Source organism: Arthrobacter sp. LjRoot78 (assembly GCF_964254335.1).
Classification (GTDB): domain Bacteria; phylum Actinomycetota; class Actinomycetes; order Actinomycetales; family Micrococcaceae; genus Arthrobacter.
In genome coordinates this window covers 1,700,542-1,726,807 of sequence record NZ_CAXUTG020000001.1, presented here as the reverse complement: position 1 = coordinate 1,726,807, position 26,266 = coordinate 1,700,542, and the positions used below count along the sequence as shown (strand labels likewise).

Annotated in this window: 23 protein-coding genes and 1 tRNA gene; 7 read left to right on the top strand and 17 right to left on the bottom strand. The window is 65.4% G+C overall.

Translation table 11 applies throughout. From position 1 onward, the window contains the following. Window positions 1-42: 42 nt before the first annotated feature. Window positions 43-3,438, bottom strand: coding sequence for a pyruvate carboxylase (locus ACSQ1X_RS07935; RefSeq protein ID WP_436057257.1), 3,396 nt, complete (start codon window positions 3,436-3,438; stop codon window positions 43-45). 307 nt (window positions 3,439-3,745) lie between these two features. Between ACSQ1X_RS07935 and ACSQ1X_RS07930 the strand changes: the two genes are divergently transcribed. Next, entirely contained in the window at window positions 3,746-4,582 is an 837-nt protein-coding gene (locus ACSQ1X_RS07930) for a ParA family protein (protein ID WP_436057256.1), read from the top strand. Window positions 4,583-4,712: 130 nt separating this feature from the next. On the opposite strand, the gene ACSQ1X_RS07925 is transcribed toward ACSQ1X_RS07930, so the two are convergent. The 5 genes from ACSQ1X_RS07925 to gcvH form a co-directional block, all read right to left on the bottom strand. Further along, complete coding sequence (locus ACSQ1X_RS07925; RefSeq protein WP_028271710.1) at window positions 4,713-5,309, bottom strand: MerR family transcriptional regulator; 597 nt, start codon at window positions 5,307-5,309, stop codon at window positions 4,713-4,715. 240 nt (window positions 5,310-5,549) lie between these two features. Next, entirely contained in the window at window positions 5,550-6,053 is a 504-nt protein-coding gene (locus ACSQ1X_RS07920; RefSeq protein WP_043480385.1) for a bifunctional nuclease family protein, read from the bottom strand. Then, window positions 6,053-6,769 (bottom strand): transcriptional regulator FtsR, encoded by a 717-nt coding sequence (ftsR, locus tag ACSQ1X_RS07915; protein WP_055800262.1) that lies wholly within the window; start codon window positions 6,767-6,769, stop codon window positions 6,053-6,055. Before ftsR ends, ACSQ1X_RS07920 begins: the two co-directional genes overlap by 1 nt. A gap of 23 nt (window positions 6,770-6,792) precedes the next feature. Beyond that, a complete protein-coding gene (locus ACSQ1X_RS07910; protein WP_055800185.1) occupies window positions 6,793-7,269 on the bottom strand; it encodes an FHA domain-containing protein in 477 nt (158 codons plus the stop codon). Window positions 7,270-7,404: 135 nt separating this feature from the next. Further along, the gene (gene gcvH, locus ACSQ1X_RS07905; RefSeq protein ID WP_436057255.1) at window positions 7,405-7,791 is read right to left on the bottom strand and encodes a glycine cleavage system protein GcvH; all 387 of its coding nucleotides are present in this window, start codon (window positions 7,789-7,791) and stop codon (window positions 7,405-7,407) included. A 147-nt stretch (window positions 7,792-7,938) separates the two neighbouring features. Here gcvH and ACSQ1X_RS07900 point away from each other — a divergent pair, with 147 nt between their 5' ends. After that, window positions 7,939-8,823, top strand: coding sequence for an Fpg/Nei family DNA glycosylase (locus ACSQ1X_RS07900; protein WP_436057254.1), 885 nt, complete (start codon window positions 7,939-7,941; stop codon window positions 8,821-8,823). Between the two features lie 99 nt (window positions 8,824-8,922). Here the strand turns inward: ACSQ1X_RS07900 and ACSQ1X_RS07895 are convergent. From ACSQ1X_RS07895 to ACSQ1X_RS07850, 10 genes are all read right to left on the bottom strand, one after another. Next, a tRNA-Pro gene (locus tag ACSQ1X_RS07895) sits at window positions 8,923-8,999 on the bottom strand. A 150-nt stretch (window positions 9,000-9,149) separates the two neighbouring features. Next, window positions 9,150-10,700 carry a ribosome biogenesis GTPase Der gene (der, locus tag ACSQ1X_RS07890; protein ID WP_305940480.1) on the bottom strand — a complete coding sequence of 517 codons (1,551 nt, stop codon included), beginning with the start codon at window positions 10,698-10,700 and terminating at the stop codon, window positions 9,150-9,152. Window positions 10,701-10,710: 10 nt separating this feature from the next. Further along, complete coding sequence (locus ACSQ1X_RS07885) at window positions 10,711-11,394, bottom strand: lysophospholipid acyltransferase family protein (RefSeq protein WP_436059293.1); 684 nt, start codon at window positions 11,392-11,394, stop codon at window positions 10,711-10,713. A gap of 64 nt (window positions 11,395-11,458) precedes the next feature. Then, window positions 11,459-12,172, bottom strand: a complete 714-nt coding sequence (gene cmk, locus ACSQ1X_RS07880; protein WP_028271702.1) for a (d)CMP kinase — start codon at window positions 12,170-12,172, stop codon at window positions 11,459-11,461. After that, on the bottom strand, window positions 12,172-13,281 hold the full coding sequence (locus ACSQ1X_RS07875) for a prephenate dehydrogenase (RefSeq protein WP_436057253.1): 1,110 nt from the start codon (window positions 13,279-13,281) through the stop codon (window positions 12,172-12,174). The genes cmk and ACSQ1X_RS07875 overlap by 1 nt, the downstream gene beginning before the upstream one ends. A 3-nt stretch (window positions 13,282-13,284) precedes the next feature. Then, complete coding sequence (locus tag ACSQ1X_RS07870) at window positions 13,285-14,484, bottom strand: pseudouridine synthase (RefSeq protein ID WP_055800197.1); 1,200 nt, start codon at window positions 14,482-14,484, stop codon at window positions 13,285-13,287. Window positions 14,485-14,593: 109 nt separating this feature from the next. After that, window positions 14,594-15,226, bottom strand: coding sequence for an SMC-Scp complex subunit ScpB (gene scpB / locus ACSQ1X_RS07865; RefSeq protein ID WP_436059292.1), 633 nt, complete (start codon window positions 15,224-15,226; stop codon window positions 14,594-14,596). Window positions 15,227-15,273: 47 nt separating this feature from the next. Continuing rightward, window positions 15,274-16,125: a segregation and condensation protein A gene (locus tag ACSQ1X_RS07860; protein WP_436057252.1), complete on the bottom strand. Its 852-nt coding sequence runs from the start codon at window positions 16,123-16,125 to the stop codon at window positions 15,274-15,276. Between the two features lie 8 nt (window positions 16,126-16,133). After that, a complete protein-coding gene (locus tag ACSQ1X_RS07855; RefSeq protein WP_043480364.1) occupies window positions 16,134-17,033 on the bottom strand; it encodes a ParA family protein in 900 nt (299 codons plus the stop codon). Between the two features lie 246 nt (window positions 17,034-17,279). Beyond that, entirely contained in the window at window positions 17,280-18,617 is a 1,338-nt protein-coding gene (locus ACSQ1X_RS07850; protein WP_436057251.1) for a cation:dicarboxylate symporter family transporter, read from the bottom strand. Between the two features lie 140 nt (window positions 18,618-18,757). On the opposite strand from ACSQ1X_RS07850, the gene ACSQ1X_RS07845 reads away from it, so the two are divergent. Then, a complete protein-coding gene (locus tag ACSQ1X_RS07845; RefSeq protein ID WP_436057250.1) occupies window positions 18,758-20,389 on the top strand; it encodes a sensor histidine kinase in 1,632 nt (543 codons plus the stop codon). After that, window positions 20,386-21,096 (top strand): response regulator, encoded by a 711-nt coding sequence (locus ACSQ1X_RS07840; protein WP_055800212.1) that lies wholly within the window; start codon window positions 20,386-20,388, stop codon window positions 21,094-21,096. The genes ACSQ1X_RS07845 and ACSQ1X_RS07840 overlap by 4 nt, the downstream gene beginning before the upstream one ends. A 3-nt stretch (window positions 21,097-21,099) precedes the next feature. Here the strand turns inward: ACSQ1X_RS07840 and ACSQ1X_RS07835 are convergent, their stop codons facing one another. After that, a complete protein-coding gene (locus ACSQ1X_RS07835) occupies window positions 21,100-22,998 on the bottom strand; it encodes an AMP-binding protein (protein WP_436057249.1) in 1,899 nt (632 codons plus the stop codon). Window positions 22,999-23,173: 175 nt separating this feature from the next. Between ACSQ1X_RS07835 and ACSQ1X_RS07830 the strand changes: the two genes are divergently transcribed. Genes ACSQ1X_RS07830 through prpB form a run of 3 tightly spaced genes read left to right on the top strand, consistent with a single transcriptional unit; the run spans window position 23,174 to window position 26,251 of the window. Next, window positions 23,174-23,815 carry a GntR family transcriptional regulator gene (locus ACSQ1X_RS07830; protein ID WP_055800214.1) on the top strand — a complete coding sequence of 214 codons (642 nt, stop codon included), beginning with the start codon at window positions 23,174-23,176 and terminating at the stop codon, window positions 23,813-23,815. Between the two features lie 10 nt (window positions 23,816-23,825). Then, window positions 23,826-25,346 carry an MmgE/PrpD family protein gene (locus tag ACSQ1X_RS07825; protein WP_436057248.1) on the top strand — a complete coding sequence of 507 codons (1,521 nt, stop codon included), beginning with the start codon at window positions 23,826-23,828 and terminating at the stop codon, window positions 25,344-25,346. Then, complete coding sequence (gene prpB, locus ACSQ1X_RS07820) at window positions 25,346-26,251, top strand: methylisocitrate lyase (RefSeq protein ID WP_436057247.1); 906 nt, start codon at window positions 25,346-25,348, stop codon at window positions 26,249-26,251. The genes ACSQ1X_RS07825 and prpB overlap by 1 nt, the downstream gene beginning before the upstream one ends. The last annotated feature ends 15 nt before the right edge of the window (window positions 26,252-26,266 follow it).

Genomic DNA, 26,266 nt, shown 5'->3' with positions numbered 1-26,266 from the left:
GGGGCCTCCCGGCGGGAGGCCCCTTTTTTGTGTGTGCGCGGGTTACTCGACGACGAGCAGCAGGTCTCCGCCCTGGACCTGTTCCACGGCGCCGACTGCGAGGCGTCCAACGGTGCCCGCCACCGGCGTCGTGATGGAGGCCTCCATCTTCATGGCCTCGATGGTTGCCACGGTGTCGCCGGCATTCACGGCGTCGCCCACCTTGACCGTGAGCGTCACGGCTCCGGCGAACGGTGCGGCGACGTGGCCCGGCTGGCTGGCATCCGCTTTTTCAGCTGCCTTGACGTTGCTGACCACGGAACGGTCGCGGACCACCACGGGCCTGGACTGGCCGTTGAGCGTGCACATGACGGTGCGCATGCCCTTCTCGTCCGGCTCGGACACGGCTTCGAGGGAGGCGATCAGGCGGACGCCCTTCTCGAGTTCGATCTCGTGCTCCGCTCCGCGCTGGAGCCCGAAGAGGTAGTCGCGGGTGTCCAGGACGGACAGGTTGCCGTACGTCTCCACGCTCTTCAGGTAGTCCTTGGTGGGGCCTTCGAAGAGCAGACGGTTGAGGGTCTGCTGGCGGGTCTTGGAATCACTCTTCAGGGCGGCGCTGTCCTCGGCGCTGAGCTCGGCATCGCGCACCTTGATGCTGCGGCCCTGAAGCGCCTTGGTGCGGAACGGCTCCGGCCAGCCTCCGGGAGGATCGCCAAGTTCGCCGGACAGGAACCCGATGACGGAATCGGGGATGTCGTAGCTCTGCGGGTTTTCGTTGAAGTCCGCGGGATCGGCATTGAGGCCGACGAGGTGCAGGGCCAGGTCGCCCACCACCTTCGAGGATGGAGTGACCTTCACAAGGCGGCCCAGGATGCGGTCGGCCGCGGTGTACATGTCCTCGATGGCTTCGAAGCGTTCGCCGAGGCCCAGGGCCATGGCCTGCTGCCGCAGGTTGGACAGCTGTCCGCCCGGAATCTCGTGCTGGTAGACACGGCCGGTGGGACCCGGCAGGCCCGACTCGAACGGAGCGTACACGCGCCGCACTGCCTCCCAGTAGGGTTCCAGCGAGCTCACCTTAGCCAGGCCCAGGCCTGTGTCGCGCGGGGTATGGGCCAGCGCGGCAACCAGGGCGGAGGCTGAAGGCTGGCTGGTGGTGCCGGCAAGGGAAGCCGAAGCGACGTCCACTGCGTCCACTCCTGCGTCCACTGCCGCCAGGAGCGTGGCCAGCTGGCCGCCTGCGGTGTCGTGGGTGTGCAGGTGGACCGGAAGGTCAAAGCGTTCACGCAGGGCAGCCACGAGCTTCGCAGCAGCCGCGGGACGCAAGAGCCCTGCCATGTCCTTGATGGCCAGGATGTGGGCGCCGGCGTCGACGATCTTCTGCGCCAGCTCCAGGTAGTAGTCCAGCGTGTAGAGCTTTTCGTCGGGATCGAGCATGTCGCCGGTGTAGCAGAGGGCAACTTCAGCGACGGCGGTGCCGGTGGCCCGGACAGCACGGATGGCCGGAGCCATCTGGTTGACGTCATTGAGGGCATCGAAGATGCGGAAGATGTCGATGCCGGTTGCTGCGGCCTCGTTGACGAATGCCTCGGTGACTTCCTCGGGGTAGGGCGTGTAGCCGACGGTGTTGCGGCCGCGGAGCAGCATCTGCAGGCAGATGTTGGGCAATGCCTTGCGCAGCGCGGCAAGCCGGTCCCAGGGATCCTCGCCGAGGAACCGCAGGGCGACGTCGTACGTGGCACCGCCCCAGGCCTCCACGGAAAGCAATTCGGGAAGCAGCGCGGACACGGCGGGGCCGGCCGCCACGAGGTCGCGGGTGCGGACCCGGGTGGCCAACAGCGACTGGTGGGCGTCCCGGAAAGTGGTGTCGGTGACGGCGACGGCCTGCTGCTCGCGCAGGGCCTTGGCGAAGCCCTCGGGCCCCAGCTCGAGGAGCCGCTGGCGCGAACCTTCGGGAGCAGGGGCGTCCCCGACTGCGGGCAGCTTGGCCGCCGGGTCGGAGTGGACCTTGAGTTCGCCGTTGGGCTTGTTCACGGTGACCTCTGCCAGCCAGGTCAGCAGCTTGGTGCCGCGGTCCGCCGAGACACGGGCCTTGAGCAGCTCCGGGCGCTGGTCGATGAAGTTGGTGGCAACATCGCCGGCGATGAAGTCCGCATCGTCCAGGACGGCCTGCAGGAAGGAAATGTTGGTGGATACTCCGCGGATGCGGAATTCCGCCAAGGCGCGCCGGGCACGCGCGACGGCGGCGGGGTAGTCGCGGCCGCGACAGGTCAGCTTGACCAGCATGGAGTCGAAGTGCGGGCTGATTTCAGCACCCGAGTAGACGGTGCCGCCGTCGAGCCGCACGCCGGCACCGCCGGCGGAACGGTAACCGGTGATTTTTCCGACGTCGGGCCTGAAGCCGTTGGCCGGATCCTCGGTGGTGATGCGGCACTGCAGTGCGGCGCCCTTAAGCTGGACGGTTTCCTGCGACAGGCCAAGGTCGGCGAGCGTCTCCCCCGAAGCGATGCGCAGCTGCGCCTGGACCAGGTCCACATCGGTGACTTCCTCCGTGACCGTGTGCTCCACCTGGATGCGGGGGTTCATCTCGATGAACACGTGCTGGCCTGCGCGTTCGCCGACGGTGTCAACCAGGAACTCCACGGTGCCGGCGTTGACGTAGTTCAGTGCCTTGGCGAACTTCACGGCGTCCCGGTAGAGCGCCTGGCGGATGCCCTCATCCAGGTTCGGGGCCGGCGCGATTTCGATGACCTTCTGGTGGCGGCGCTGGATGGAGCAATCGCGTTCGAAGAGGTGCATGACGTTACCCTCGGCGTCGGCCAGGATCTGCACCTCGATGTGGCGGGGGCGCAGAACGGCCTGCTCGAGGAACATGGTGGGGTCACCGAACGCGGCGTCAGCCTCGCGCATGGCAGCCTGCAGCGCTTCCGGGAGAGCCTCACGAGTGTCGACGCGGCGCATCCCGCGTCCTCCGCCGCCGGCCACGGCCTTGGCGAAAATGGGGAAGCCGATGACGTCTGCGGCGGCGATCAGCTCATCCAGGTCCTTGGAGGGCTGGCTCGACTTGAGGACGGGAACACCGGCGGCGCGTGCGGCTTCGAGGGCAGCCACCTTGTTTCCTGCCAGTTCAAGGACCTCGGCCGGCGGGCCGACAAAGGTGATGCCGGCCTCTTTAGCCGCCCGGGCCAGGCGCGGGTTCTCCGAAAGGAAGCCGTAGCCGGGGTAAATGGCGTCGGCGCCGGCCTCCTTGGCCACGCGAACCACTTCGTCCACATCGAGATAGGCCCGGACGGGGTGGCCCTCTTCGCCGATCAGGTACGCTTCATCAGCCTTCTGGCGGTGGATGGAGTTACGGTCCTCATTGGGGAACACAGCTACAGTCTTGGCACCCAGCTCGTAGCCGGCACGGAAGGCGCGGATCGCGATTTCGCCGCGGTTAGCCACCAGAATCTTGGAAAACATACTTCTCCTGCATCATCGCGGGTGTATCGGTAAGTGGTCACAGTGTGTAAGACGGGCGCGGGCAAACACAAATCATTGTGTCGACCATCACAGAATTATCCGTCATGCAGGCCGGTTTAGGCAGGCCAAACCGGCAACGACACTCCTTACGCACGTGGGATGCGCCGCACACCCGCCCGATGAAACGGGATTCAACACCTCGGCAACATATGATGAGTCGGGGGCGCTTACGCGCGCCCTCCGCTCCGGGGAGCCGGAGCCGGCACTACCCCAACACGGCAACCGGCGTTAGGTATTGGTTTTTCAAGTGCAAGTAGTCAGCATCAGCAGCCTCAAAGGCGGGGTCGGCAAAACTTCCGTCACCACCGGATTGGCATCTGCGGCCCTGGCCGCCGGCATCCCCACCCTTGTGGTGGACCTTGATCCGCATGCGGATGCCAGCACGGCACTGGGCGTCCAGCCGGATGACCAGCTGGACATCGGCAGGATGCTCAAGAGTCCCCGCCGCGCCCGCCTTTCGGAGAACGTGGTCACCAGCAGCTGGGTGGCCCGGGAAAACTATAACGGAGCCCGGCCCGCCGTCCTGGACGTCGCAGTGGGCTCCGCATATACGGGCATTTACGACCGCCCGGACCTGGGCCGCCGCGACCTGCGCAGGCTCTCGGCAGTCCTGGCCGGCACGGACAAGTACCAGCTGATCCTGGTTGACTGCCCGCCGTCGCTGAACGGACTGACCCGGATGGCGTGGTCCGCCAGCGACAAAGTAGCTCTCGTCGCCGAACCGGGCCTGTTCTCGGTGGCCGGCACGGAGCGCACCATGCGCGCCATCCAGCTGTTCCGCCAGGAGTTCGCCCCGAACCTCTCCCCCGCAGGCATCATTGCGAACCGCGTCCGCTCGGGTTCGTCCGAGCATGCCTTCCGGCTGGCCGAGATGCAGTCGATGTTCGGTGAACTGCTGTTGACCCCGCACATTCCGGAGCAGGCAAACTGGCAGCAGATCCAGGGTGCGGCGCATTCCGTGCACCACTGGCCTGGCGATTCCGCGAAAAATGCGGCCAGCCTCTTCAACACGCTTCTCGACAACCTCCTGGCCTCCAACGGCGTGGATTCGGCTGCAGCTCTCCGGGAACGCAGCCTTCGCTAGCGGCTCACCCCGGAACGCCGTCGCAGCCGGCACACGGACTGACTGAACACATAAAGAACTAAACCAAGAATGGCCGCTTTCCCGAGGGAAGGCGGCCATTCTTTTTGGTTTTAAAGGTTAGGGTACGGTCTCAGCCGGTCTTGCGGGCTGCCCGGCGCTTGCTGAGCTCGTCGTCCGGAAAGGACTGCTCGACGACGTGCTCGCTGGGAAGCGCCGCGAGGCTGCCTTCCACTTCGCGCCACACCCGGCCGACGGCGATCCCGAAGACGCCCTGGCCGCCCTGCACCAGGTCAATGACCTCATCCGCAGACGTGCACTCGTAAACGCTCGCCCCGTCGCTCATGAGGGTGATCTGGGCGAGGTCCTCAACGCCGCGTTCCCGCAGATGCTCCACGGCGGAGCGGATCTGCTGCAGTGATACTCCGGTGTCCAGCAGCCGCTTGACCACTTTCAGCACCAAGATGTCGCGGAAGCCATAGAGCCGCTGCGAGCCGGAACCGGCGGCTCCCCGCACGGCAGGCTCAACGAGGCCCGTGCGGGCCCAGTAGTCGAGCTGGCGGTAGGTGATGCCCGCGGCCTTGCAGGCGGTGGGTCCGCGGTAGCCCGCGTCTTCGTCCAGGACGGGGAGGTCCTCCGTGAAGAGGAGGCCCTGAGCACCGCTCGCAGGCAGCGCTACGCCAGCCGTTGACGCCTGCTTTAGCTCGCCCGCTTCGCCTTTCGGACTCACGTGGATCCTCCTCGTCATATGCTCCCCTAGGGAAGTCGCAGCAACAGCGAACACAGATCTGAAATTCATCCGTGTAATTCAGCCGGGGCTGCACATTCCAGTGTGACTTGCGCGGCTGTTGTATGCAATGGGAACTTGATACTTCGACGTTAGGCCCGACGCGCCCCAAGGTCAAAGATGCTGGCCCCATTTCGGGGGCGTGTCGAAAGTTTCATCCTCAACTTTAACCTTAACGTGATCTCAGCCGTCGAAGTCTTCCGGCTCCACGTCGTCCAGGAACTCCCGGAAGCGCCGCAGTTCGCGCTCCTCGTCCACCGTGGGACCCGGCTCTGTGTCTTCACCTTCATCGTGCTCGGTGATCCGGACCCCGGCCTCGTCCATCACCGAGTCGGCGCACCAGATGCGGCACTTGGCCCGCAGCGCCAGGGCAAGGGCGTCCGAAGCCCTGGAGCTGACGGTGGTGCCGTTTTCAAACTGCAGCTGTCCGTAGAAGATGTTGTCTTCGACGGCGACGATGTTCACGCTGACGATGGAGTGGCCCAGCGATTCGACGACGTCGATCAGGAGGTCGTGCGTCATGGGCCGCGGCGGCACCACACCCTGCTGGGCCAAGGCAATGGCGCTGGCTTCCGGCGTGCCAATCCAGATGGGCACGTGCCGTTCGCCGTGGATTTCGCGCAGCAGCACCAGCGGCTGGTTGGACGGCAGTTCGATCCTCACACCCACGATCTCGACTTCAATCATCAGATATCCATTCGCGATATACGGTCCTGCACCAGGGCGCGGTGCAGCGTCAGGCAGAGATCACTGATTTCCCGGGCTGCTTCGGCAGCACGGGCGTGGGATGCAGCGTCCTTGCGGGAGGTCAGCGGCGCGACGGCCCGCTCCACCAGTCCGAACTCCCGCTCCGCGGCGGCCTGGAAGGGCCGCAAGTGGCGCGGTTCGAGGCCGTGGCTTTCCAGCTGGACGCATGCGCGGGCCACCTGCAGGGCGTGTTCATCGAACTTGCCATGGACGTGGCCGATGAGGCCGAATTCGAGGAGGGAGCGCAGGAGCGACACGCTGGCGCCGGACTCGGCCCGGAGTTGATCCTCGCTCAGCCGTCGAACCTTGTTTTGGAGCTCGCTGGCGAGCTCGTCCGAGACGATACGCGGGGACACCGTGACGCCGGGCGGAAGGTTCTCCGGGCGTTCGCCGCGGTCGATTGCGTCGAGGTAGTCCTTGATGACTTTCAGCGGAAGGTACTGGTCGCGCTGGAGTGCCAGCACGAATCGGAGCCGCTCAACATCCGTGTCCGCATACTGCCGGTAGCCGGCGGGTGTGCGTTGCGGGTTGATCAGGCCTTTTTCTTCAAGGAACCTGATTTTGGACGCAGTCATGCCGGGAAAGTCGTCGCTCAGCTGCGCGAGTACTTCCCCGATGTTCAGGACCTGGGGTCCGCGCCGTTCCGGTTGTGCCAGTGCCACAGGCAACTACCCCGGTATCAGACGTTGCCTGCTGCGCGGGCAGGGCTGAGGTAGAAAGTGAGACGGAACTTGCCGATCTGGACTTCATTACCGGATTTGAGTTCCACACTGTCCACGCGGTCATGGTTGACGTAGGTTCCATTGAGGCTGCCCGTATCAACGACTTCGAAGCTTCGCGCTGTCCGGCGGAATTCGACGTGGCGGCGGGATACCGTGACGTCGTCCAGGAAGATGTCCGCGTCCGGGTGCCTCCCGGCGGTGGTGACGTCGGAGTCCAGCAGGAATCGTGCGCCGGCGTTGGGGCCGCTGTGCGCCACCAGGAGCGCCGAGCCGAACGGAAGGGCTTCAACGGCCACCCGCTCCTCCGGAGCGAGCTTGCGCGCGATGGTCGGCTCGTCACGGATTGGCGTGAGGTGGATCGAGGTGGTCTCCGAAGCCTTCACTCCGCCCGTGCCGTAATCATCACTGCTGTGGCTATTTTCGTGACCAACCATGGAGTCCTCCTCTTCCGTTGCAGATGTCCCCCTGCAAACAACGCGTGCCCTCCGGAAAAGCCTGGCAGATCCGGTACTACGGCGTGTCGTCCGGCTGTCAATCCCTCAACAGCCGGACCTCCAAGCCGGTTATCTTTAGCCTACCTGTTGTTCGTAGTCCGATGCACTGAGCAGGGACTCCACAGCGTCGGCCTCTGCGAGCTTGACCTCAATCAGCCAGCCCTCGCCGTACGGATCGCTGTTAATGAGCGCCGAATCGGTGTCCAGCGCTTCGTTCCTGGCGACGACTTCACCGCTCACCGGAGCGTAGATGTCGCTGACGCTCTTGGTTGACTCAACCTCGCCCACGACCTCGTTTGCCGTCACCTTGGTGCCGACTTCGGGCATCTGCGCGTACACAACGTCGCCCAGGGCGTCCTGGGCAAAATCGGTGATGCCCACCCGCACCACGCCGTCGGCGTTGGGGGCGGTCACCCACTCGTGTTCGGCAGTGTAGGACAGGTCTTCGGGAATATTGCTCATCAGGGGCCTTTCATCGGGTCAACCAGGAATGTTGGTCAATCAGCAATGTCAACGGAGGTCTGCAGAACAAGCCGCCGCTGAAAGTATATGCATACCAACATCCACCGCAGGGAGTACCGGGTCGGACCGTTGTGGCACAGTAGTGACATGCCAGAACTTCCCGAAGTGGCCGGTCTGAGCGCTTTCCTGGGCGCCCGGCTTCGTGGAGCCGTGCTGACAAAAATCCAGGTGGTGTCCTTCGCAGTCCTCAAGACGGCAGACCCGCCGTATACGGCGATGGAGGGCCGCACCATCTCCGGCGTCGAGCGCCGGGGAAAGTTCATTATCCTGGCCACGGACGGGATCTTCCTTGCGTTCCACCTGGCCAAGGCCGGCTGGCTGCGGTACACGGAATCGCCGTCGAACGCCGTGCTGGCGCGGGGCAAGGGATATATCGCCGCGAGGCTGGAGTTCGTCAGGCCGGATGCCGGCGGCGGCGAAACCCATCTCGGAATTGACCTGACCGAGGCAGGCACAAAGAAGAGCCTCGCCGTCTATGTGGTCAGGGACCCGGAAGAGATTCCCGGCATCGCCACCCTGGGCCCCGATCCGCTGGACGCCTCGTTCAGCCTCGACGTTTTCACCGAAATTCTTGCCTCGAGCACCCAGCAGATTAAGGGACTGTTACGGAATCAAGGGGTGATCGCCGGGATCGGCAATGCCTACAGCGACGAAATCCTGCACGCAGCCCGGATCTCCCCCTTCGCCATCGCGAAGTCCCTGGATCCGGAGGCCGTCCGTGTGCTCTACGACTCCATCCACAGTGTTCTGGTCGCAGCAGTCACAGAGGCCGTAGGCAAGCAGCCGAACGAACTGAAGGACGCAAAGCGGAGCACCATGCGCGTCCACGGCCGGACCGGCCAGGAGTGCCCCGTCTGCGGGGACACCGTCCGGGAAGTGTCATTTGCCGACCGGGCGCTGCAGTACTGCGCTACCTGTCAGACGGGCGGCAAGATCCTGGCGGACCGGCGCACGTCACGCTTCCTGAAATAGCGGCCGACAAAAACCTGAGACAAATACCGTGGGAACCGGCACAAAGAAAAACCGCCCCGTTCCCGGGATACTTCCCGGGAACGGAGCGGTTATTCTTGCTGGTCGGGCTGACAGGATTTGAACCTGCGACCCCTTGACCCCCAGTCAAGTGCGCTACCAAGCTGCGCTACAGCCCGTTAGTTCCGCCGTTCTCCGCCTCGGTTGTCCTCCTGGGTTACCCCGGGATTTTTACCTCAGCAGTCCGGCCGAACCACCTCCAAAAGCTTACACGATTCCGGAGGGTGCAAGTGACACTTTGCGGGTGTCACAAGCGAGGTGTGTCGTAATTAACGCTTCTTGCCGCGCTTTTCACGGACACGCATGTTGACCTCAATAGGTGTTCCCTCGAAACCGAAGGTTTCGCGGAGGCGCCTGGTGATGAACCGGCGGTATCCGGGGTCCAGGAACCCGGTGGTGAACAGCACAAATTTCGGCGGACGGCTGGAGGCCTGGGTGCCGAAGAGGATGCGGGGTTGCTTGCCGCCGCGGACCGGGTGCGGGTGCGCGGCCACCAGTTCGCCCAGGAACGCGTTCAGGCGTCCGGTGGGGATGCGCTTGTCCCAGCTTTCCAGTGCCGTGTCCAGCGCCGGAACCAGCCGGTCCTTGTGCCAGCCGGTCAGCGCGGAAATGTTGACGCGCGGCGCCCAGGCCACGTGCGCCAGGTCCTGCTCGATTTCGCGCTCCAGGTAGGTGCGGCGCTCGTCGTCCAGCAGGTCCCATTTGTTGAACGCGAGAACCAGCGCGCGGCCGGATTCGATGGCCAGCTGCAGGATGCGGACATCCTGTTCGCTGAGCACTTCGTCCACGGCGAGGAGCACGACGGCGACCTCCGCCTTTTCGAGGGCGCTCTGCGTGCGCAGCGAAGCGTAGAAGTCTGCGCCCTGTGCCATGTGCTGGCGTCGGCGGATGCCGGCGGTGTCGACGAAGCGCCAGGTGCGGCCGCCGAGTTCGATGAACTCATCGACCGGGTCGCGGGTGGTGCCGGCGGTGTTGTCCACCACAACGCGCTCGGAACCGGCCAGCTTGTTCAGCAGCGAGGACTTGCCAACGTTCGGGCGCCCGATGAGGGCGATGCGGCGCGGGCCGCCGGAGCGCTCCAGGCCTTCGATGGTGGAGTACTCGGGCAGAGTGTCCATGACGTGGTCAAGGAGGTCGGCCACACCGCGGCCGTGCAGCGCCGAGACCGGGTACGGCTCGCCGAAGCCGAGGCCCCAGAGCGTTGCCGAGTCGGCTTCCTGGGCGAAGTCATCCACCTTGTTGGCCACCATGATGACCGGCTTCTTGGACTTCCGGAGCATCTTCACGACTGCTTCGTCCGTGGCGGTGGCGCCGACGGCGGAGTCGACGACGAACAGCACGGCGTCAGCGAGTTCCACTGCCATCTCGGCCTGTTCGGCGACGCGTGCGTGGATGCCGCGGGCATCGTGCTCCCAGCCGCCGGTGTCGACCACCGTGAAGTTCCGGCCGTTCCAGGTGGCCGAGTACATCACACGGTCACGCGTCACGCCGGGGGTGTCTTCCACCACGGCTTCGCGGCGGCCGAGGATGCGGTTCACCAGGGTGGACTTGCCCACGTTGGGCCGGCCGATGATCGCGAGGACCGGATCGAGCTTGACCGGACCGTCGAAGTCCTGGTCGTCGTAGTGGCCGCTCAGGAGGGCGGCGTCTTCCTCGTCCAGTTCGTAATCGTCCAGGCCGGCCCGGAGGGAGGCGGCCCGAAGCTCTGCCTCGTCATCGTCCAGGGCAGCAAGATGCTCCGCCACCTGGTCCGTGCCGGTGGGCGTGTATTCGTCTTCGCCGGCGCCAAATTTGCCGGAGGCTTGAGTCGTATCGCTCATTGCACTTTCCTTAGTGGTGATCTGCCGGCGTCCCGGCTACTTCTTCATGACGTTCTTGCGGGGAATCCGCGCCGGGCAAAGGCTGCCCGCTGAGTTGTACCGTTTGCTGGACATGCCGTGCCAGGGCAGCGCGGATCTCATTTCCCGCCCTGTCCATTGAAGCACGCCCTGTCTCGCCAGGCCTGCGCCCGATATCCACGGCCTCGCCGAAGCTGACGTGCAGCCGCCTGCCGGGCCTCGGAACGGCGTCGAGATGTTCGCCGGCGATCCTGGTGCCCAGAATCGCAACGGGGACCACCGTCGCGCTGGAGTTCAGCGCAAGCCAGGCGACCCCGTTGTTAATGGCGGAGGCCTCGCCGCTCCCCCGTGTTCCTTCGGGGAGGATACCGACGCACCGGCCGGCGTCGAGCGTTCTTTTGCCCAGCTGCAGGGCGGCGCGATCGCCGGAGCGGTCAACCGGCAGCTGGCCGGAGGCCGTGAGCACCCGTCCCAGGAAGCCCTTGAACATTTCCTTCTTGACCAGGATGTGCATGGGGCGCGGTGACGCGCCGAACATCACCGGCCCGTCAAGGAAGCTGATGTGGTTCGCGGCGAAGATCACGGGACCTCCGGTTGGAACGTTCTGCCGGCCGTGGATTGTGGTCCGGTAGACGACGTGGTCCAGGAACCAGCCGACGGGCCGGCTCCAGGCCATGGTCCACGCACCCGGAAGTTCGCGACAGGCCGCCGGAAGGGGCCGGGAAATGCGGCCGCCGGCGTCAGTCACGGTTCAACACCTTGTTGACGATGCCCAGGGCCGCGTCAACGGTGCCGTCGAAGTCCAGATCCGAAGAATCCAGGGTGACCACACCGTCCGCAGCCGTGGTGAAGTTGACCACGGTCGAGTCCTTGGCGTCGCGCTGCGTGACCTGGGCGGCCAGCTGCTCTGCGCTCTGCGTTCCGCCCAGCTGGACGCCCCGGCGTCGGAGCCTGGCTTCCTCGCTGGCGGTCAGCAGCATGCGGACTTCCGCGCCGGGAGCGACGACGGTGGTGATGTCGCGTCCTTCCACCACTATGCGCCGGTGGTGGACCTCGATCAGCTCACGCTGCCGGCGCACAAGTTCCTTCCGCGCACCGAGGGTGGTGGCGATGGCACTGACGGCCGAGGAGATGGCCGGTTCCCGGATCGCCTCGGTGACGTCCGTTCCACCGACCCGGACGTATTCCTCGTTCGGTGTGGTGCTGACATCCAGCGGAAGGTCCTCGGAGGCCTGCTCGATGGCCGCTGCGTCGGTCAGGTCGATGCCCTGGTCCAGGCAGTACCAGGTCAGCGCACGGTACATGGCTCCTGTGTCCAGGTAGGCAAGGCGGAGGCGCCGTGCCACTTCCCTGCTGACGCTGGATTTTCCGGACCCGGACGGACCGTCGATGGCAACGACCAGCGGCCTGCCCTGGCGAAGCATGGGCACGGTATCGATGAGTTCCTGTGTCATTACTGCAGTACCCGCCATCCACGGTCGTTGAGTGCTTCGATGAGCAGATCATGTTTGTTGGGCAAAACCGACAGTTCCACCATGCCCACATTCTGCCCGGAGGAATGATCCAGCCGCAGGTCTTCAAGGTTGACCCCGATTTCGCCGATCTCCGTCAGGAGGCGGGCAATCTGTCCCGGTTTGTCGTCCACCAGGACGGTCAGCCAGGAATAGGCCTGCGGGGGTCCGCCGTGCTTGCCCGGAATGCGGGACTGCCCGGCGTTGCCCTCGCTGATCAACTGCGCCAGGTCCAGGCGGGCGCCTGGAGCTGCCGGATCTTCGAGGGTCCCGATCAGCCGGTTCAGGTCGTCACGCACGCCGTGCAGGATATCGACCATCGGGCCCGCATTGGCGCCCAGGATCTGCACCCACAGCGTGGGATCGCTGGCCGCGATCCGGGTGACGTCGCGCAGGCCGTTGCCGGCCAGGGACAGCGCGTGCACGGGCGTACCCTGCAGCCGGCTGGCCACCAGCGAGGACATGACCTGGGGAAGATGCGACACGAGCGCCACGGCCTGGTCATGTTCCTCGACGCCGAACTGTGTGACCACGGCGCCCAGGTCAGTCGCCAGGGCGCGGGCGGCCTGCAGCGCACCGGGCGACGTTTCCCCGGAGGGGCAGACCACCCACGGCATGGAGGTAAAAAGCTCACCGCGGGCCGCTACGGGTCCTGACTTTTCCCGCCCGGCCATGGGATGTGTTCCCACGTAACGGGCGAGGTCCACGCCGCGTCCCCGAAGGTCGGCCAGGATTCCGGCCTTGACGCTGGCGATGTCCACCACCGTCGCGGCAGGGTAGTCGGCCAGTGAGCTTTCCACCACGTCCGCAGTGACGTCCGGGGGGACGGCCACCACAACGAGTTCCGGCTGCTCGTCGCCAAGGCGCGACAACGGAAGGCCTGCCCCGATATCGACGGCGACAGCCTGGTTGGTGGGCGACGGGTCGGACAGGAACACGGACACGCCGCGCCCCCGCAGTCCGAGGCCGATGCTGGTTCCCAGCAGTCCGGTTCCGATAACCACTACCGGGCCGTTCAGGTGCCCGCGGCCGTGGGTATGAAAGGCAGACATAAGCTACAGCCCTACGGATGCCAGCAGGTGGCCGACTTCCTGCTTGCCGAGGTTGCGGATGCTCCCCTGGCGCTGGTCTCCCAGGCCGATGGGGCCCACCTTGACACGGACGAGCCGGAGTACCGGGAAGCCGACAGCATCGAAGAGGCGGCGCACGATGCGGTTCTTGCCGGAGTGCAGCACTACCTCGATCAGCACGTGGCCCGGTGTGGAGTCCACCAGCTTGAACGAGTCCACCGAGGCGAAGCCGTCCTCCAGTTCAACACCGGCCTTGAGCTGCGCGCCGATTCCCTGCGGGAACGGGCCGCGGACCTGGACCAGGTACGTCTTGGGCACCTCGTAGGACGGGTGCGTCAGACGGTTGGCGAGTTCGCCGTCGTTCGTCAGCAGCAGCAGCCCCTCGGTGGCGACGTCGAGGCGTCCCACGTGGAAGAGGCGTTCGCCGTGCGTGTTGCGGACGAAGTCGCTGATGCACGGACGACCGTCGGGATCCTCCATGGTGGACACAACGCCCTTGGGCTTGTTGAACACCATGTAGACCATGTTTTCATCCAGCTGGATGCGCAGTCCGTCAACGTGGATCACAGCAGTTTTCGGGTCGACGCGGACGCCGAGCTCGGTGACAACCTTGCCGTCCACTTCAACGCGGCCTTCGGAGATCATTTCCTCGCAGACACGCCGTGAAGCGACGCCGGCGGAGGCCATGACCTTCTGCAGGCGGATGCCGTCGGCGTCGTGCATCTCGGACTGCGGAACATCGCCGCGGGGTCCGCGCTTGCGCGAAGGCTTGCGGACGGCGCCAAGGTTCTGGCCGAACCGTTCGCCGCCGAAAGCGCGCGTACCGAAGGTTTTGGCTGATGCGGACCGCGGCTTGGGCTTGAGGGCGCCGGGCGTGCCGGGCTCCTTGCCGGCGCCGGGCTTGCGAGAACCGGGCTTCCGGGCGGCAGGTTTGCCCTGCTTCCAGTCACCGGCCGCCGGGCGGTCTGCCGGCGCGCCGGCCGGACCCTGCAGGTCCGGATCGATGAAGGCCTCTTCGCGAGGCTTGGGGCGCTTGAAGGGGCGGTCGCCGCCTCCCTTGTAGCCGGCGGCGCCGCCTGCGCGGCTGGCACCGCCCTGTACCGGATTGCGTCCGGATTTGTTTTGTCCGGCACTGTTGCGTGCCGAACTGTTACGTGGTGAACCCTGGCGTCCCGCCTGTGTCATGACCCGTCCTTCGTTATGGTGGCCGGCGATGGTTGTCTCCCGACAACACTAGCCAGCCGGGCGGATTAAGTCCGCCCTGGTGGATACTCGTGCGCAGGCGTAAATGTGCCTACATTCTTCCGGCGTCGTAGAACTCTTCGATGCCTTCAAGCCCCGGAAGATGGGGTGAAAGCTGCGGCAACTCAGCCACCGAGCCGATTCCCATGCGTTCCAGGAAATACGACGTCGTACGGTAGAGGATGGCTCCGGATTCGGGATCGGTCCCCGAGTCTTCGATCAGTCCCCGCTGCATCAGCGTCCGCACGACAGAGTCAACATTAACTCCTCGAATTGCAGACACCCTGGCCCTTGATACGGGCTGGCGGTAAGCGATGACGGCGAGCGTTTCCAGCGCCGCCTGCGTCAGCCTGGCTGTCTGTCCTTCCAGCACGAACCCGCCTACGACGTCGGCGAAATCCGCACGGGAATAGATGCGCCAGCCTCCGGCGATATTCCGCAATTCAAAACCCCGGGGTCTGGATTTGTGGCCAGCAGTGTTGATAGCAGTGGCAACGTCCGAGTCCGGGGCATTAACAGTATAGCCGTTATACTCACGCTGAAGTTCCGCGAGCAGCTGCTCGACGGCGTCCACCGTCAAGTTGAGTCCTGCGGCCAGCTCGACGGCGGTGGCCGGCTGGTCGATGACCATCAGCACTGCCTCGATGGCGGCGTGTGCGCCGCCGGGGAGTTCGGCGACATCCACTCCCGCGTCCGCCTCCCCCTGGGCGGCCGGATCCGGCGTCGTGTCGCTCAAGGCTCCTCCTCGTATTGCTCGCTGTATTCCTCGGTCAGATTTTCGCTGCTCCAGTCGTCGGGGCCCGCCGTCCAGTGCACCGTCAGGTCCCCCAGGGGAAGGATCTGGTCGAAAGCGACCACCTTGTCCCGGAACATTTCCAGGAGCGCCAGGAAGCGCGCCACCACAACCAGTGTTGATTCGGCGTCGGCAGTGAGGGCCCGGAACGACAACGGCCTTCCCGCCTGAAGCTTGAGTCCAAGGATTTCGGCCTGTTCCTTGACGCTGACGGCGCTGCCGTGCAGGTGCGCCAGGCCGACTTCGCTCGGCGGCGTTTCCTTAGGCACCAGCGCGGCCTCCGCCAGGGCGGCAAACTGCCCGGGCGTGTGCCGCCAGACGAGTTCCGGCAACAGTGCCGCGAACTGTGCTTCCAACGCAACCTGCCGGGGGAAGCTGCGGGCCTCCAACTCCAGGGTGGTGTTGATCAGTCCGGCCACGTGTTTGAAGGCTTTGTATTGGAGCAGGCGGGCGAAGAGCAAGTCCCGCGCTTCGAGCAGTGCGACGTCCTCGTCGTCCTCGACCTCGCCCGCCGGCAGGAGCCGGGCGGCCTTGAGGTCCAGGAGCGTGGCGGCAATGACCAGGAATTCGCTGGCCTCGTCAAGCGCCCACTCCTCGCCCAGCTGTTGGAGGTTCCTGATGTATTTGATGAATTCATCAGTCACCGTGGCCAGGGCCACTTCGGTGATGTCCAGCTGATGTTTGCTGATTAGGCCGAGCAGCAGGTCAAAGGGCCCGGTGAAGTTGGCGAGCCGCACTTCGAAGCCGGCTTTTTTCGGTGCCTCCGCTTGCGGGGTGACTGCCAGTGCCACGGCCTTGGCTAGGGCGCGCCGCCGCGCGAAATCAGCTCCTTGGCCAGGCGGCGGTAAGCGTCGGCACCGATGTGGTTGGCCGCGTAGCTGGTGATGGGTTCCGCGGCCACCGTGGCGTCGGCAAACTTGATGGAGCGCTTGATAACGGTCTCGAAGACTTTGTCTCCGAACGCTTCCACAAGCCTGCTGATGACCTCGCGGCTGTGCAGCGTGCGGGCGTCGTACATAGTGGCCAGCACCCCGTCCACCTGGAGCCTGGGGTTCAGCCGGTCCTGGACCTTGTCGATGGTTTCCACCAGCAGGGCCACAGCCCGGAGTGCAAAGAACTCGCAGATCAGCGGAATGATGACACCGTGGGCCGCCGTGAGGGCGTTGACGGTCAGCAGGCCCAGCGAGGGCTGGCAGTCAATCAGGACGACATCGTATTCGTCCTCAACCTTCTTCAGGGCCCGGTCCAGCACCTGTTCGCGTGCAACTTCATTGACGAGCTGCACTTCCGCGGCGGAGAGGTCGATGTTCGCCGGCAGCAGGTCAACATTCTCGACGCCGGTGTGCTGGATGGCGTCCCGGATGTCCACCTTGCGGTCCATCAGGACGTTGTAGACCGTCAGGTCCAGTTCATGCGGATTGGTTCCGAGGCCCGCGGACAGTGCGCCCTGGGGATCGAAATCGACCAGCAGGACACGGCGGCCGTATTCGGCGAGCGCGGCGGCCAGATTAATGGTGGAGGTCGTTTTGCCGACGCCGCCCTTCTGGTTCACCATGGCGATCACACGCGCGGGGCCGTGGGACGACAGCGGCGCAGGCTCGGGAAATTCGCGGTAGGGGCGCCCGGTAGGACCCATGACGGCGTCTTCCAGATCGAGTTCGGTGCCTTCCAGAGTTGCTGAACCCTGCTCGCTGCTCACGTATCTATCCACACTTTCGATGACGTTGATGTCCTGCCGCTGAAAGTTCAGCGCCTATGGTTCTTCCCACCAAGGTTACAGCGCCGCATCCGTGATTCAACGGAACTTGACACGCGCTCTTGCCTGAGCCTTTACCTTCTGGTAAAGGTCGAAGGTTGATGCCGGCGGCACACAAAACCGCCCGTGCAGGATGATCCTTCACGGGCGGTTCCTTTGTTGCCAGGGGTGTTGGTCCGGGCCGGTGCTTCAGGCTCGGGCGGGAACGGGAGCCGGAGCTTCCTGCTCGGTGTGGTGACCGGCGATCATGGTCTGCTCGTCGAAGGGCTCTTCACCGGACAGGACACGCTCCACCTGGCCGCCGTCGATCTCCTTGACCCAGGTGCCGATCAGGACCGTGGCAACGGCGTTGCCCGTGAAGTTGGTCAGGGCGCGGGCCTCGGACATAAAGCGGTCGATGCCGACGATCATGCCGACGCCGCCAAGCAGTTCGGGCTTGTGGGCCTGCAGGCCTGCAGCCAGGGTGGCAAGGCCGGCGCCGGTGACGCCGGCAGCGCCCTTGGAAGCGATGATCATGAAGACCAGCAGGGAGACCTGGGCGCCAAGGTCCAGCGGGGTGCCCATGGCGTTGGCCACGAAGAGGGACGCCATGGTCAGGTAGATGGCCGTGCCGTCAAGGTTGAAGGAGTAGCCCGTGGGTACGGTGACGCCGACAACCGGCTTGGAGACACCCAGGTGTTCCATCTTGGCAATGAGGCGAGGCAGGGCTGCTTCGGAAGACGACGTGGAGAAGATCAACAGGTATTCGCGGGCAAGGTACTTCATGAGCCGGAAGATGTTGACGCCGGCCACAACCTGCAGCAGGCCGCCGAGGATGATCACGATGAACAGGGCACAGGTGATGTAGAAGGCGAGCATCAGGGTGAACATGCTGACGATTGCCTGGAAGCCGGTGGCACCGACGACGGCGGCGATGGCGCCGAAGGCACCCACGGGCGCCAGCCACATGACCATGATGAGGATGCGGAATACCAGTGCCTGGCCGTGGCCGATGGCCTTGAGGATCGGGGCACCCTGGGGGCCCATCTTCTGCAGGGCGAAGCCCACAAGGATCGCTGCCAGCAGGGTGGGCAGCACCGGAATGTCTCCCGGGATGATTCCCAGCAGGAAGTCAACCGTGCTGTCGGTGGCGGCCTTCTTGGTGGGATCGTACGGCGTCAGCTTCAGGCCCTCACCGGGGTGGATGAGGTTGCCCACCACGAGGCCGATGGCCAGCGCGAAGGTGGACATCACGATGAAGTAGCCCAGCGCCAGGCCGCCGACCTTGCCGACGGTGGCAGCCTTCGCGATGGAGCCGATGCCCAGGACGATGGTGCAGAAGATCACCGGAGCGATCATCATCTTGATCAGCTTGATGAATCCGTCGCCCAGCGGCTTGAGTGATTTGCCGACCTCCGGGAACAGGAGCCCGATCACTGCGCCGAGGATCACGGCGACGATAACGGCAATGTAGAGGTAGTGCGACTTGTCGAGTCCTTTGCGCTTTGCCTTGACAGGCGCGGCTGACTCTCCTCGTTGAGAAGCCATGATGTGTCTCCTTATGGATAATCTGGAAGACGTTGCGGCACAGTCTCTGGGCTCTACACGTCCGTCCGGTGTGATATCCATCATTGGGCATCGCGTGACCTGGCTCACCGTTGCGTTCATATTGGTCGTGGAAGGTTGGAATGAGGCACAAGTGGAGCATTGCGCGCCGGCTGTTCGTGGCGCATCTGCTGTTCATGCTCGCGCTGACCGCAACAGTCGGGACAGCCACCTTCATCGACGCCCGGGACCACGCATACGACGAAGCCGGACGGCGGATGTCCGGCATTGCCACGGCCATCGCGGACAATCCCCTGGTCCTGCAGGCAGCCCGGTCGGCCGACCCGTCCGCAATGCTGCAGCCCTACGCCCTGGACGTCATGGACGATGCAGACGCGGATTTCATCACGATCATGGCCCCGGACCGGACCCGCTGGACCCACCCGCGCAGCGAGGAACTCGGCAAACCGTATATCGGATCCATAGATGCCGCCTTGAACGGGCAGGTGTTCACCGAAATCACGGCTGGCACGCTGGGGCCCTCGGTGCGGACGATTGCCCCCGTCAAGGACCAGTCGGGGAACGTCAGGGCCCTTGTGGCCGCAGGCGTCACAGTGCGGACGGTGGATGTTGCCATCTCAGGGCGCCTGCCGGCCCTGCTGGCCATCGCCTTCGCCCTCCTGGTGGGCGGCTCAGTGGCGTCCTGGCTGCTGGGCCGGTACCTGCGCAATGTCACCCGGGGCTGGGGACCCGAGCAGCTCGCCCAGCTGTTCGCCTACTACGAGTCCGTGCTGCACTCCGTCCGCGAAGGAGTCATCCTGATCGACCCCAAGGGGCGGGTGGTAATGTACAACGACCAGGCCGCGGAGCTCCTGGGGCTTGCCCCGCGGCCTTCCGGGGGCGATCCTGCCGACGCCGTCCTGCTCAGCGATCTCCCCCTGGCACCCAGTTTGAAAGACCTGTTCGAATCCGGCCGGACAATTCAGGATGAAATCCATCTGGCCGGTCCCCGCGTGCTGGTGATCAACCAGGGTCCGGCGGTGGGACCTGCATCATCGGCCGGCCGGCAGCGCCCGGCGGTCTTCGGGACCGTGGCAACCATCCGCGACCGCACGGAGATCGAGTCCCTGGGCAGCGAACTGGAAACCATGCGCACGCTTTCGGACGCCCTGCGGGCCCAGACCCACGAGCACGCCAACCGCCTGCACACCATCGTGTCGCTGATGGAACTGGGCCGGTCCGACGAGGCCCTGGATTTTGCCACCAAGGACCTGGAGCTCAGCCAGCAGCTCACCGATGAGATGGTGGGTGCCATGGAAGAGCCGGTGCTGAGCGCACTCCTCATGGGCAAGGCCGCCGAGGCGCACGAACGCGGTGTTGAACTGGGCCTGCAGGCGAACAGCTCAGCGGGGACGGCCGGTGTGGCCGTCCAGGACCTGGTGACCATTCTTGGCAACCTGCTGGACAACGCCATCGACGCGGCGGCCGATGCCCCGGCACCGAAGTGGGTCGAGCTGTCAGTGGAGTCGGGAGTCCGGGGCGTTGAGATTACAGTGGAGGACTCCGGCCGCGGAATCGACCCCGATGCCGTGGATGATGTGTTCCGGCACGGTTTCAGCACTAAGGCCCCCGGCAAGTACGGCCGGGGTCTGGGCCTGGCCCTGGTCCGGCAGGCCGTCCACCGGTTGGGCGGCACGATGGCCATTACGAATCCCCGCGGGGCGCATTTCCACATATTCCTCCCTGCAGCGGGCACCACCAAGGAGACAACATGAGCGACATCCGCGTCCTCGTCGTCGAGGACGAGCCGGTAGCCGCGGCAGCGCACGGCGCCTACGTAGGTCGACTCAACGGCTTTTCGTTGGCAGGCACGGCCCCGGACGGCCAGTCTGCGCTGCGCCTGCTGGCGGAATTCGCCGCGGCAGGCAACCCGATTGAACTCGTCCTGCTGGACATGAACCTTCCGGATCTGCACGGCCTGGACATTGCCCGGCGGATGCGGGCCTCCGGACTGCTCCCGGACATCATCGCGATCACTGCCGTGCGTGAGCTCAACATCGTGCGCAGTGCCGTGTCCATCGGCGTTGTCCAGTACCTCATCAAGCCCTTCACCTACGCCACTTTCGCGGACAAGCTGGCCAGTTACCGGCAGTTTCGCGAGCAGCTCGCCGCCGGCTCGGGCGGGACCAGGTCCGCAGCATCACAGAGCGACGTGGACCAGGCGTTTGCGAGCCTGCGGGCGCCGAGCGAACTGCCGCTACCCAAGGGCCTGTCGACGTCGACCCTGGACGCGGTGCAGGAGTTCATGAAGCAGCAGGCGGAGGCGGTCTCGGCCACGGAGGTCATGGATGCGCTCGGGATGTCGCGGGTGACTGCCCGGCGCTACCTCGAGTACCTTGCGGACGCCGGTACCGTCTCCCGGACAGCCCGCTACGGCGCACCGGGCAGGCCGGAGAACGAGTACCGCTGGAACCGGAGCTGACTGCTAGTTCCGGGGCGTCGTGGGGCGAAGCGTTCCGATCAGCTGGTCGATCACCCCGGCGTCCTCAATGGTGGACGGCACGACGTACTCTTCGCCGTCGGCAATCTGCCGCATGGTCTTGCGGAGGATCTTGCCGGAGCGGGTCTTGGGCAGCGCATCCACCACGGCCACGTGCTTGAAGTCCGCAACGGCCCCGATATCGCGGCGGACCAGCGCGATCAGGTCCTTGACCAGGACGTCCTCCGCCACCTCCACGCCCGATTTCAGCACCACGTAACCGCTGGGACGCTGGCCCTTCAGCGGGTCCGCCAGGCCGATCACGGCGCACTCTGCAACCGCGGGGTGCTGGCCGATGACCTGCTCCATCGCGCCGGTGGACAGCCGGTGGCCGGCAACGTTGATGATGTCGTCGGTGCGGCCCATCACGAACACGTAGCCGTCCTCGTCCCGGTAGCCGGAGTCACCGGTTGCATAATAGCCATCGAACGCCTGGAGGTAGGAGGAGATGTAGCGGTCGTCGTCGCCCCAGAGCGTGGTCAGCGTGCCGGGCGGAAGCGGGAGCCCGAGCACGATGTTGCCTTCGGTCCCGGGTTCGACATCCTCCCCCAGGCCGTCCACTATGTTGAGTTTGAAGCCCGGCATCGGGACGCTCGGCGATCCTGCCTTGATCGGGAGTTCTTCCAGTCCCCGCGGGTTCGCGCAAATGGCCCAGCCCGTTTCTGTCTGCCACCAGTGGTCCACCACCGGGACGTTCAGGGACTTCGAGGCCCAGTGGAAGGTATCGGTGTCTAGCCGCTCCCCGGCGGCGAATAGCGTCCGCAGGCTGGAGATGTCGTAGTCCCGCAGCAGCTTCGCGTCAGGGTCCGCCTTCCGGATGGCGCGCAGCGCGGTGGGGGCGGTGAACAGGACATTGACCTTGTGGTCCCGGATCACGCGCCAAGAGGCACCCGCGTCAGGAGTCCCCACGGGTTTGCCCTCGTAGAGGACGGTGGTGGCGCCGGCCAGCAGCGGCCCGTAGACGATGTACGAGTGCCCCACCACCCAGCCGACGTCCGAAGCGGTCCACATGACGTCCCCCGGGCTGATGTCATAGATGCTTTCCAGCGTCCAGCTGAGTGCCACCGCGTGGCCGCCGTTGTCCCGCACCACTCCCTTGGGTGTGCCGGTGGTTCCCGAGGTGTAGAGGATGTAGAGCGGGTCCGTGGCTTTGACGTCCACCGGAGCTGCCGGTTCGGCGGCGGCCATCTCGGTTTCCCAGTCCAGCCAGCCATGGTCCGAGGCTGAGGAGACGAAGCCATCCCGTGCCGTGACGATCACCGGCAGCGTCGGAGTTCCGGCCAGGCGGAGGGCCTCCTCGACCGCAGGGAGGTATTCGATCCGGCGCGAGGGCTCAATGCCGCCGGATGCCGTGACCACCACTGCCGGAGCGGCGTCCCGGATGCGGGCTGCCAGTTCCTTGGGCGCAAAGCCGCCGAAGACCACCGAATGGACAGCGCCCAGCCGCGCGGTCGCCAGCATGGCGATGGCGGCTTCGGGGATCATCGGCATGTAGATCACAACCCTGTCCCCCTTGCCTACCCCGCGGCCCCGGAGGACGCCGGCAAAACGTGCCACAAGCTCCGTGAGTTCGGCATAGCTGAAACGCCGCTGGATCCCGAGCATCGCGGAATCGTAAATGAGCGCATCCTGGCCGCCCCGTCCGGCCTCCACATGGCGATCGAGGGCGTTGTAGGACGTGTTGAGCACGCCGTCCGGAAACCAGCTGTAGAGCGGTGCCCGGCTGGAATCCAGGGCACGGCGCGGCGGCACCGACCAGGAAATCTTCCCGGCGGCATCCAGCCAGAAGTCTTCGGGGTTCTCCAGGCTCTGTGCGTAGCTGTCCTGATACCTCTTGGTAACCATGAAATGCATCCCGTCCACGACATTGTGATGCGAGCCATGCTAGTCCGGCCAGCGAAGCGCGCACAAGGGTCTATGTATACAAACTTGAAGTAGTTTCGAAGATCAAGGGCAATTGCTGGGCAAAAACGCTGCCTATGTATACACTGAAGAGCGTCAACCAACGAAGGAGGCAAGGATGCGCGCCAGCGATAGGGCCTATGCGGCACTGCGCGACGACATCATCGAATGGCGCCTCCTGCCAGGGACGGTATTGGCGGAGGTTGAGCAGTCAGAGCGGCTCGGCATCTCACGCACCCCCCTCCGGGAGGCCCTGAGCCGGCTCACCGCGGAGGGACTGACGACGACGGCGGGCAGCCGCGGCGTCGTCGTCACCGATATTTCGCTCGAGGACATCGACGAGCTGTTCGAACTGCGCGAAACCCTCGAAGGCAAGGCGGCTGCGCTGGCCGCCGAGCGCGGGGATCCCGCAACCTTCGAGCAGCTCCGGACTGAGCTGCTCCAGGCCCCGGAGCTGATCAACGGCGGCGGGCCAGGCCTCCACGCGTACTACGAGCTCGCGGGCCGGCTCGACGCGGCCATCGACGCCGCGATTTCCAACTCCTACCTTGCCCAGGCCATGCGCAGCCTGCGCGTGCACCTGGTCCGGGTCCGCCGCCTGGCCGCGGACGACGCCCAGCGGCTCACCGCTGCCGCCGCCGAGCACGCCGCCATTGCCGAGGCGATCGCCGCCGGCAACCCCCGGCTTGCCGAGGCTGCCACCACCGTGCATCTGCACCGAAGCCTGTCCCACGTCAAAGTCACGCATACACCTCACTAGAAGGAGCACCATGGTCAAGGAACACCACGTCCGCGTTTACAAGAGCGAGGAAAACCTGCCCCGCGAGGACCAGCTCGCCTACAAGATCGCCAAAGTTGCCACCGATCCCGTCGCCGTCACCGACGACGTCACCGACATGGTCATCAACCGCGTGATCGACAACGCTTCGGTGGCCATCGCCTCCTTGAACCGCGCCCCCATCGTTGCGGCCCGCGCCCAGGCCCTGAGCCACGGACCCACCACCGGCGGCAAGGGATCCAAGGTCTTCGGCATCGACGAGCGCGTGTCCCCCGAATGGGCCGCCTGGGCCAACGGCGTCGCGGTCCGTGAACTCGACTACCACGACACCTTCCTGGCCGCGGACTACTCCCACCCGGGCGACAACATCCCGCCGATCCTTGCCGTCGCCCAGCACGTCGGCTGCAGCGGACAGGACCTGATCCGCGGCATCGCCACCGGCTACGAGATCCAGGTGAACCTGGTCAAGGCCATCTGCCTGCATAAGCACAAGATCGACCACGTGGCCCACCTCGGCCCGTCCGCCGCCGCCGGCATCGGCACCCTGCTCGGCCTCGACGTCGAAACCATCTTCCAGTCCGTCGGCCAGGCACTGCACACCACCACCGCCACCCGCCAGTCGCGCAAGGGCGAGATTTCCACCTGGAAGGCGCACGCGCCTGCGTTCGCCGGGAAAATGGCCGTCGAGGCCGCGGACCGCTCCATGCGGGGCCAGACGTCGCCGGTCCCGATCTATGAGGGCGAAGACGGCGTCATCGCCTGGATGCTGGACGGCCCTGATGCCTCCTACATGGTGCCGTTGCCGACGCCCGGCGAGGCCAAGCGCGCCATCCTGGACACCTACACCAAGGAACACTCCGCCGAGTACCAGGCCCAGGCCTGGATCGACCTTGCCCGGAAACTGAACAAGGCGCACCCGGAAACCACCGACCCGGCCAACGTGAAGTCGGTGCTGATCAAGACCAGCCACCACACCCATTACGTGATCGGCTCGGGCGCCAACGACCCGCAGAAGTACAGCCCCACGGCCAGCCGTGAAACCCTGGACCACTCCATCCCGTACATCTTCACAGTCGCTTTGCAGGATGGCGCGTGGCACCACGTGGACTCCTACGCCCCGGAGCGGGCGGCGCGCCCGGACACAGTGGAGCTGTGGCACAAGGTCACCACGGTGGAGGACCCGGAATGGACCCGCCGCTACCATTCCCTCGACATCGCGGAGAAGGCCTTCGGCGGATCGGTGGAGATCACCCTGAACGACGGCACGGTCATCAACGACGAAATCGCTGTGGCCGACGCCCACCCGCTCGGAGCGCGGCCGTTCGCCCGGGAGCAGTACGTGAACAAGTTCCGGACCCTCGCTGCCGGTGTGGTCGCCGAAGAGGAGATCGAACGCTTCCTTGCCGCCGCGTCCCGGCTCCCGGAACTGGCCGCCGGAGAGCTGGACCAGCTCAACATCAAGGCAGCCGACGGCGTGATCGACCTCGCCGCCGCTCCGAAGGGACTCTTCTGATGCTGTACTCGAAGGTCACGCCGGAGCAGAAACGGATCCGGTTCCGCGAGCTCCTGGCATCCGGGACCATCCAGCAGTTCCCGGGCGCGTTCAATCCGCTCTCGGCGCGGCTGATCGAGGAGAAGGGCTTCGCCGGCGTCTACATTTCCGGCGCTGTGCTGGCGAACGACCTTGGCCTGCCGGACATCGGCCTGACCACGCTCACCGAAGTGGCGACGCGGGCCGGACAGATCGCCCGGATGACCGACCTGCCCTCCATCGTGGACGCGGACACCGGCTTCGGCGAACCCATGAACGTGGCCCGCAGCGTCCAGGAAATCGAAAATGCCGGGCTGGCGGGGCTGCACATCGAGGACCAGTTCAACCCCAAGAGGTGCGGCCACCTGGACGGCAAGAACGTGGTGGACCTGGACACCGCCACCAAACGCATCCGCGCCGCCGCCGACGCCCGCCGGGATCCCAACTTCCTGATCATGGCCCGGACGGACATCCGTGCCACCGACGGTCTGGAAGCGGCACAGGAGCGGGCCAAGGCCCTCGTCGAGGCCGGGGCGGACGCCATCTTCCCGGAAGCCATGAAGGACCTCAGCGAGTTCCAGGCCATCCGCGACGCCGTGGACGTGCCCATCCTCGCCAACATGACCGAGTTCGGCCAGAGCGAGCTGTTCACCGTGCAGCAGCTGCAGGAGGTCGGGGTGAACATGGTCATCTACCCGGTCACCCTGCTCCGTAGTGCCATGGGGGCAGCTGAGCGTACTCTGGAATCGATCAAGTCCGACGGCACCCAGGAGGCACAGGTAGAGAGCATGCTGACCCGTGCGCGGCTGTATGACCTGGTGGACTACGAGGCCTACAACCGCTTTGACACCGGGGTCTTCAACTTCAGGATTCCCGGCACCAACTGACCCCCTATTCATCCG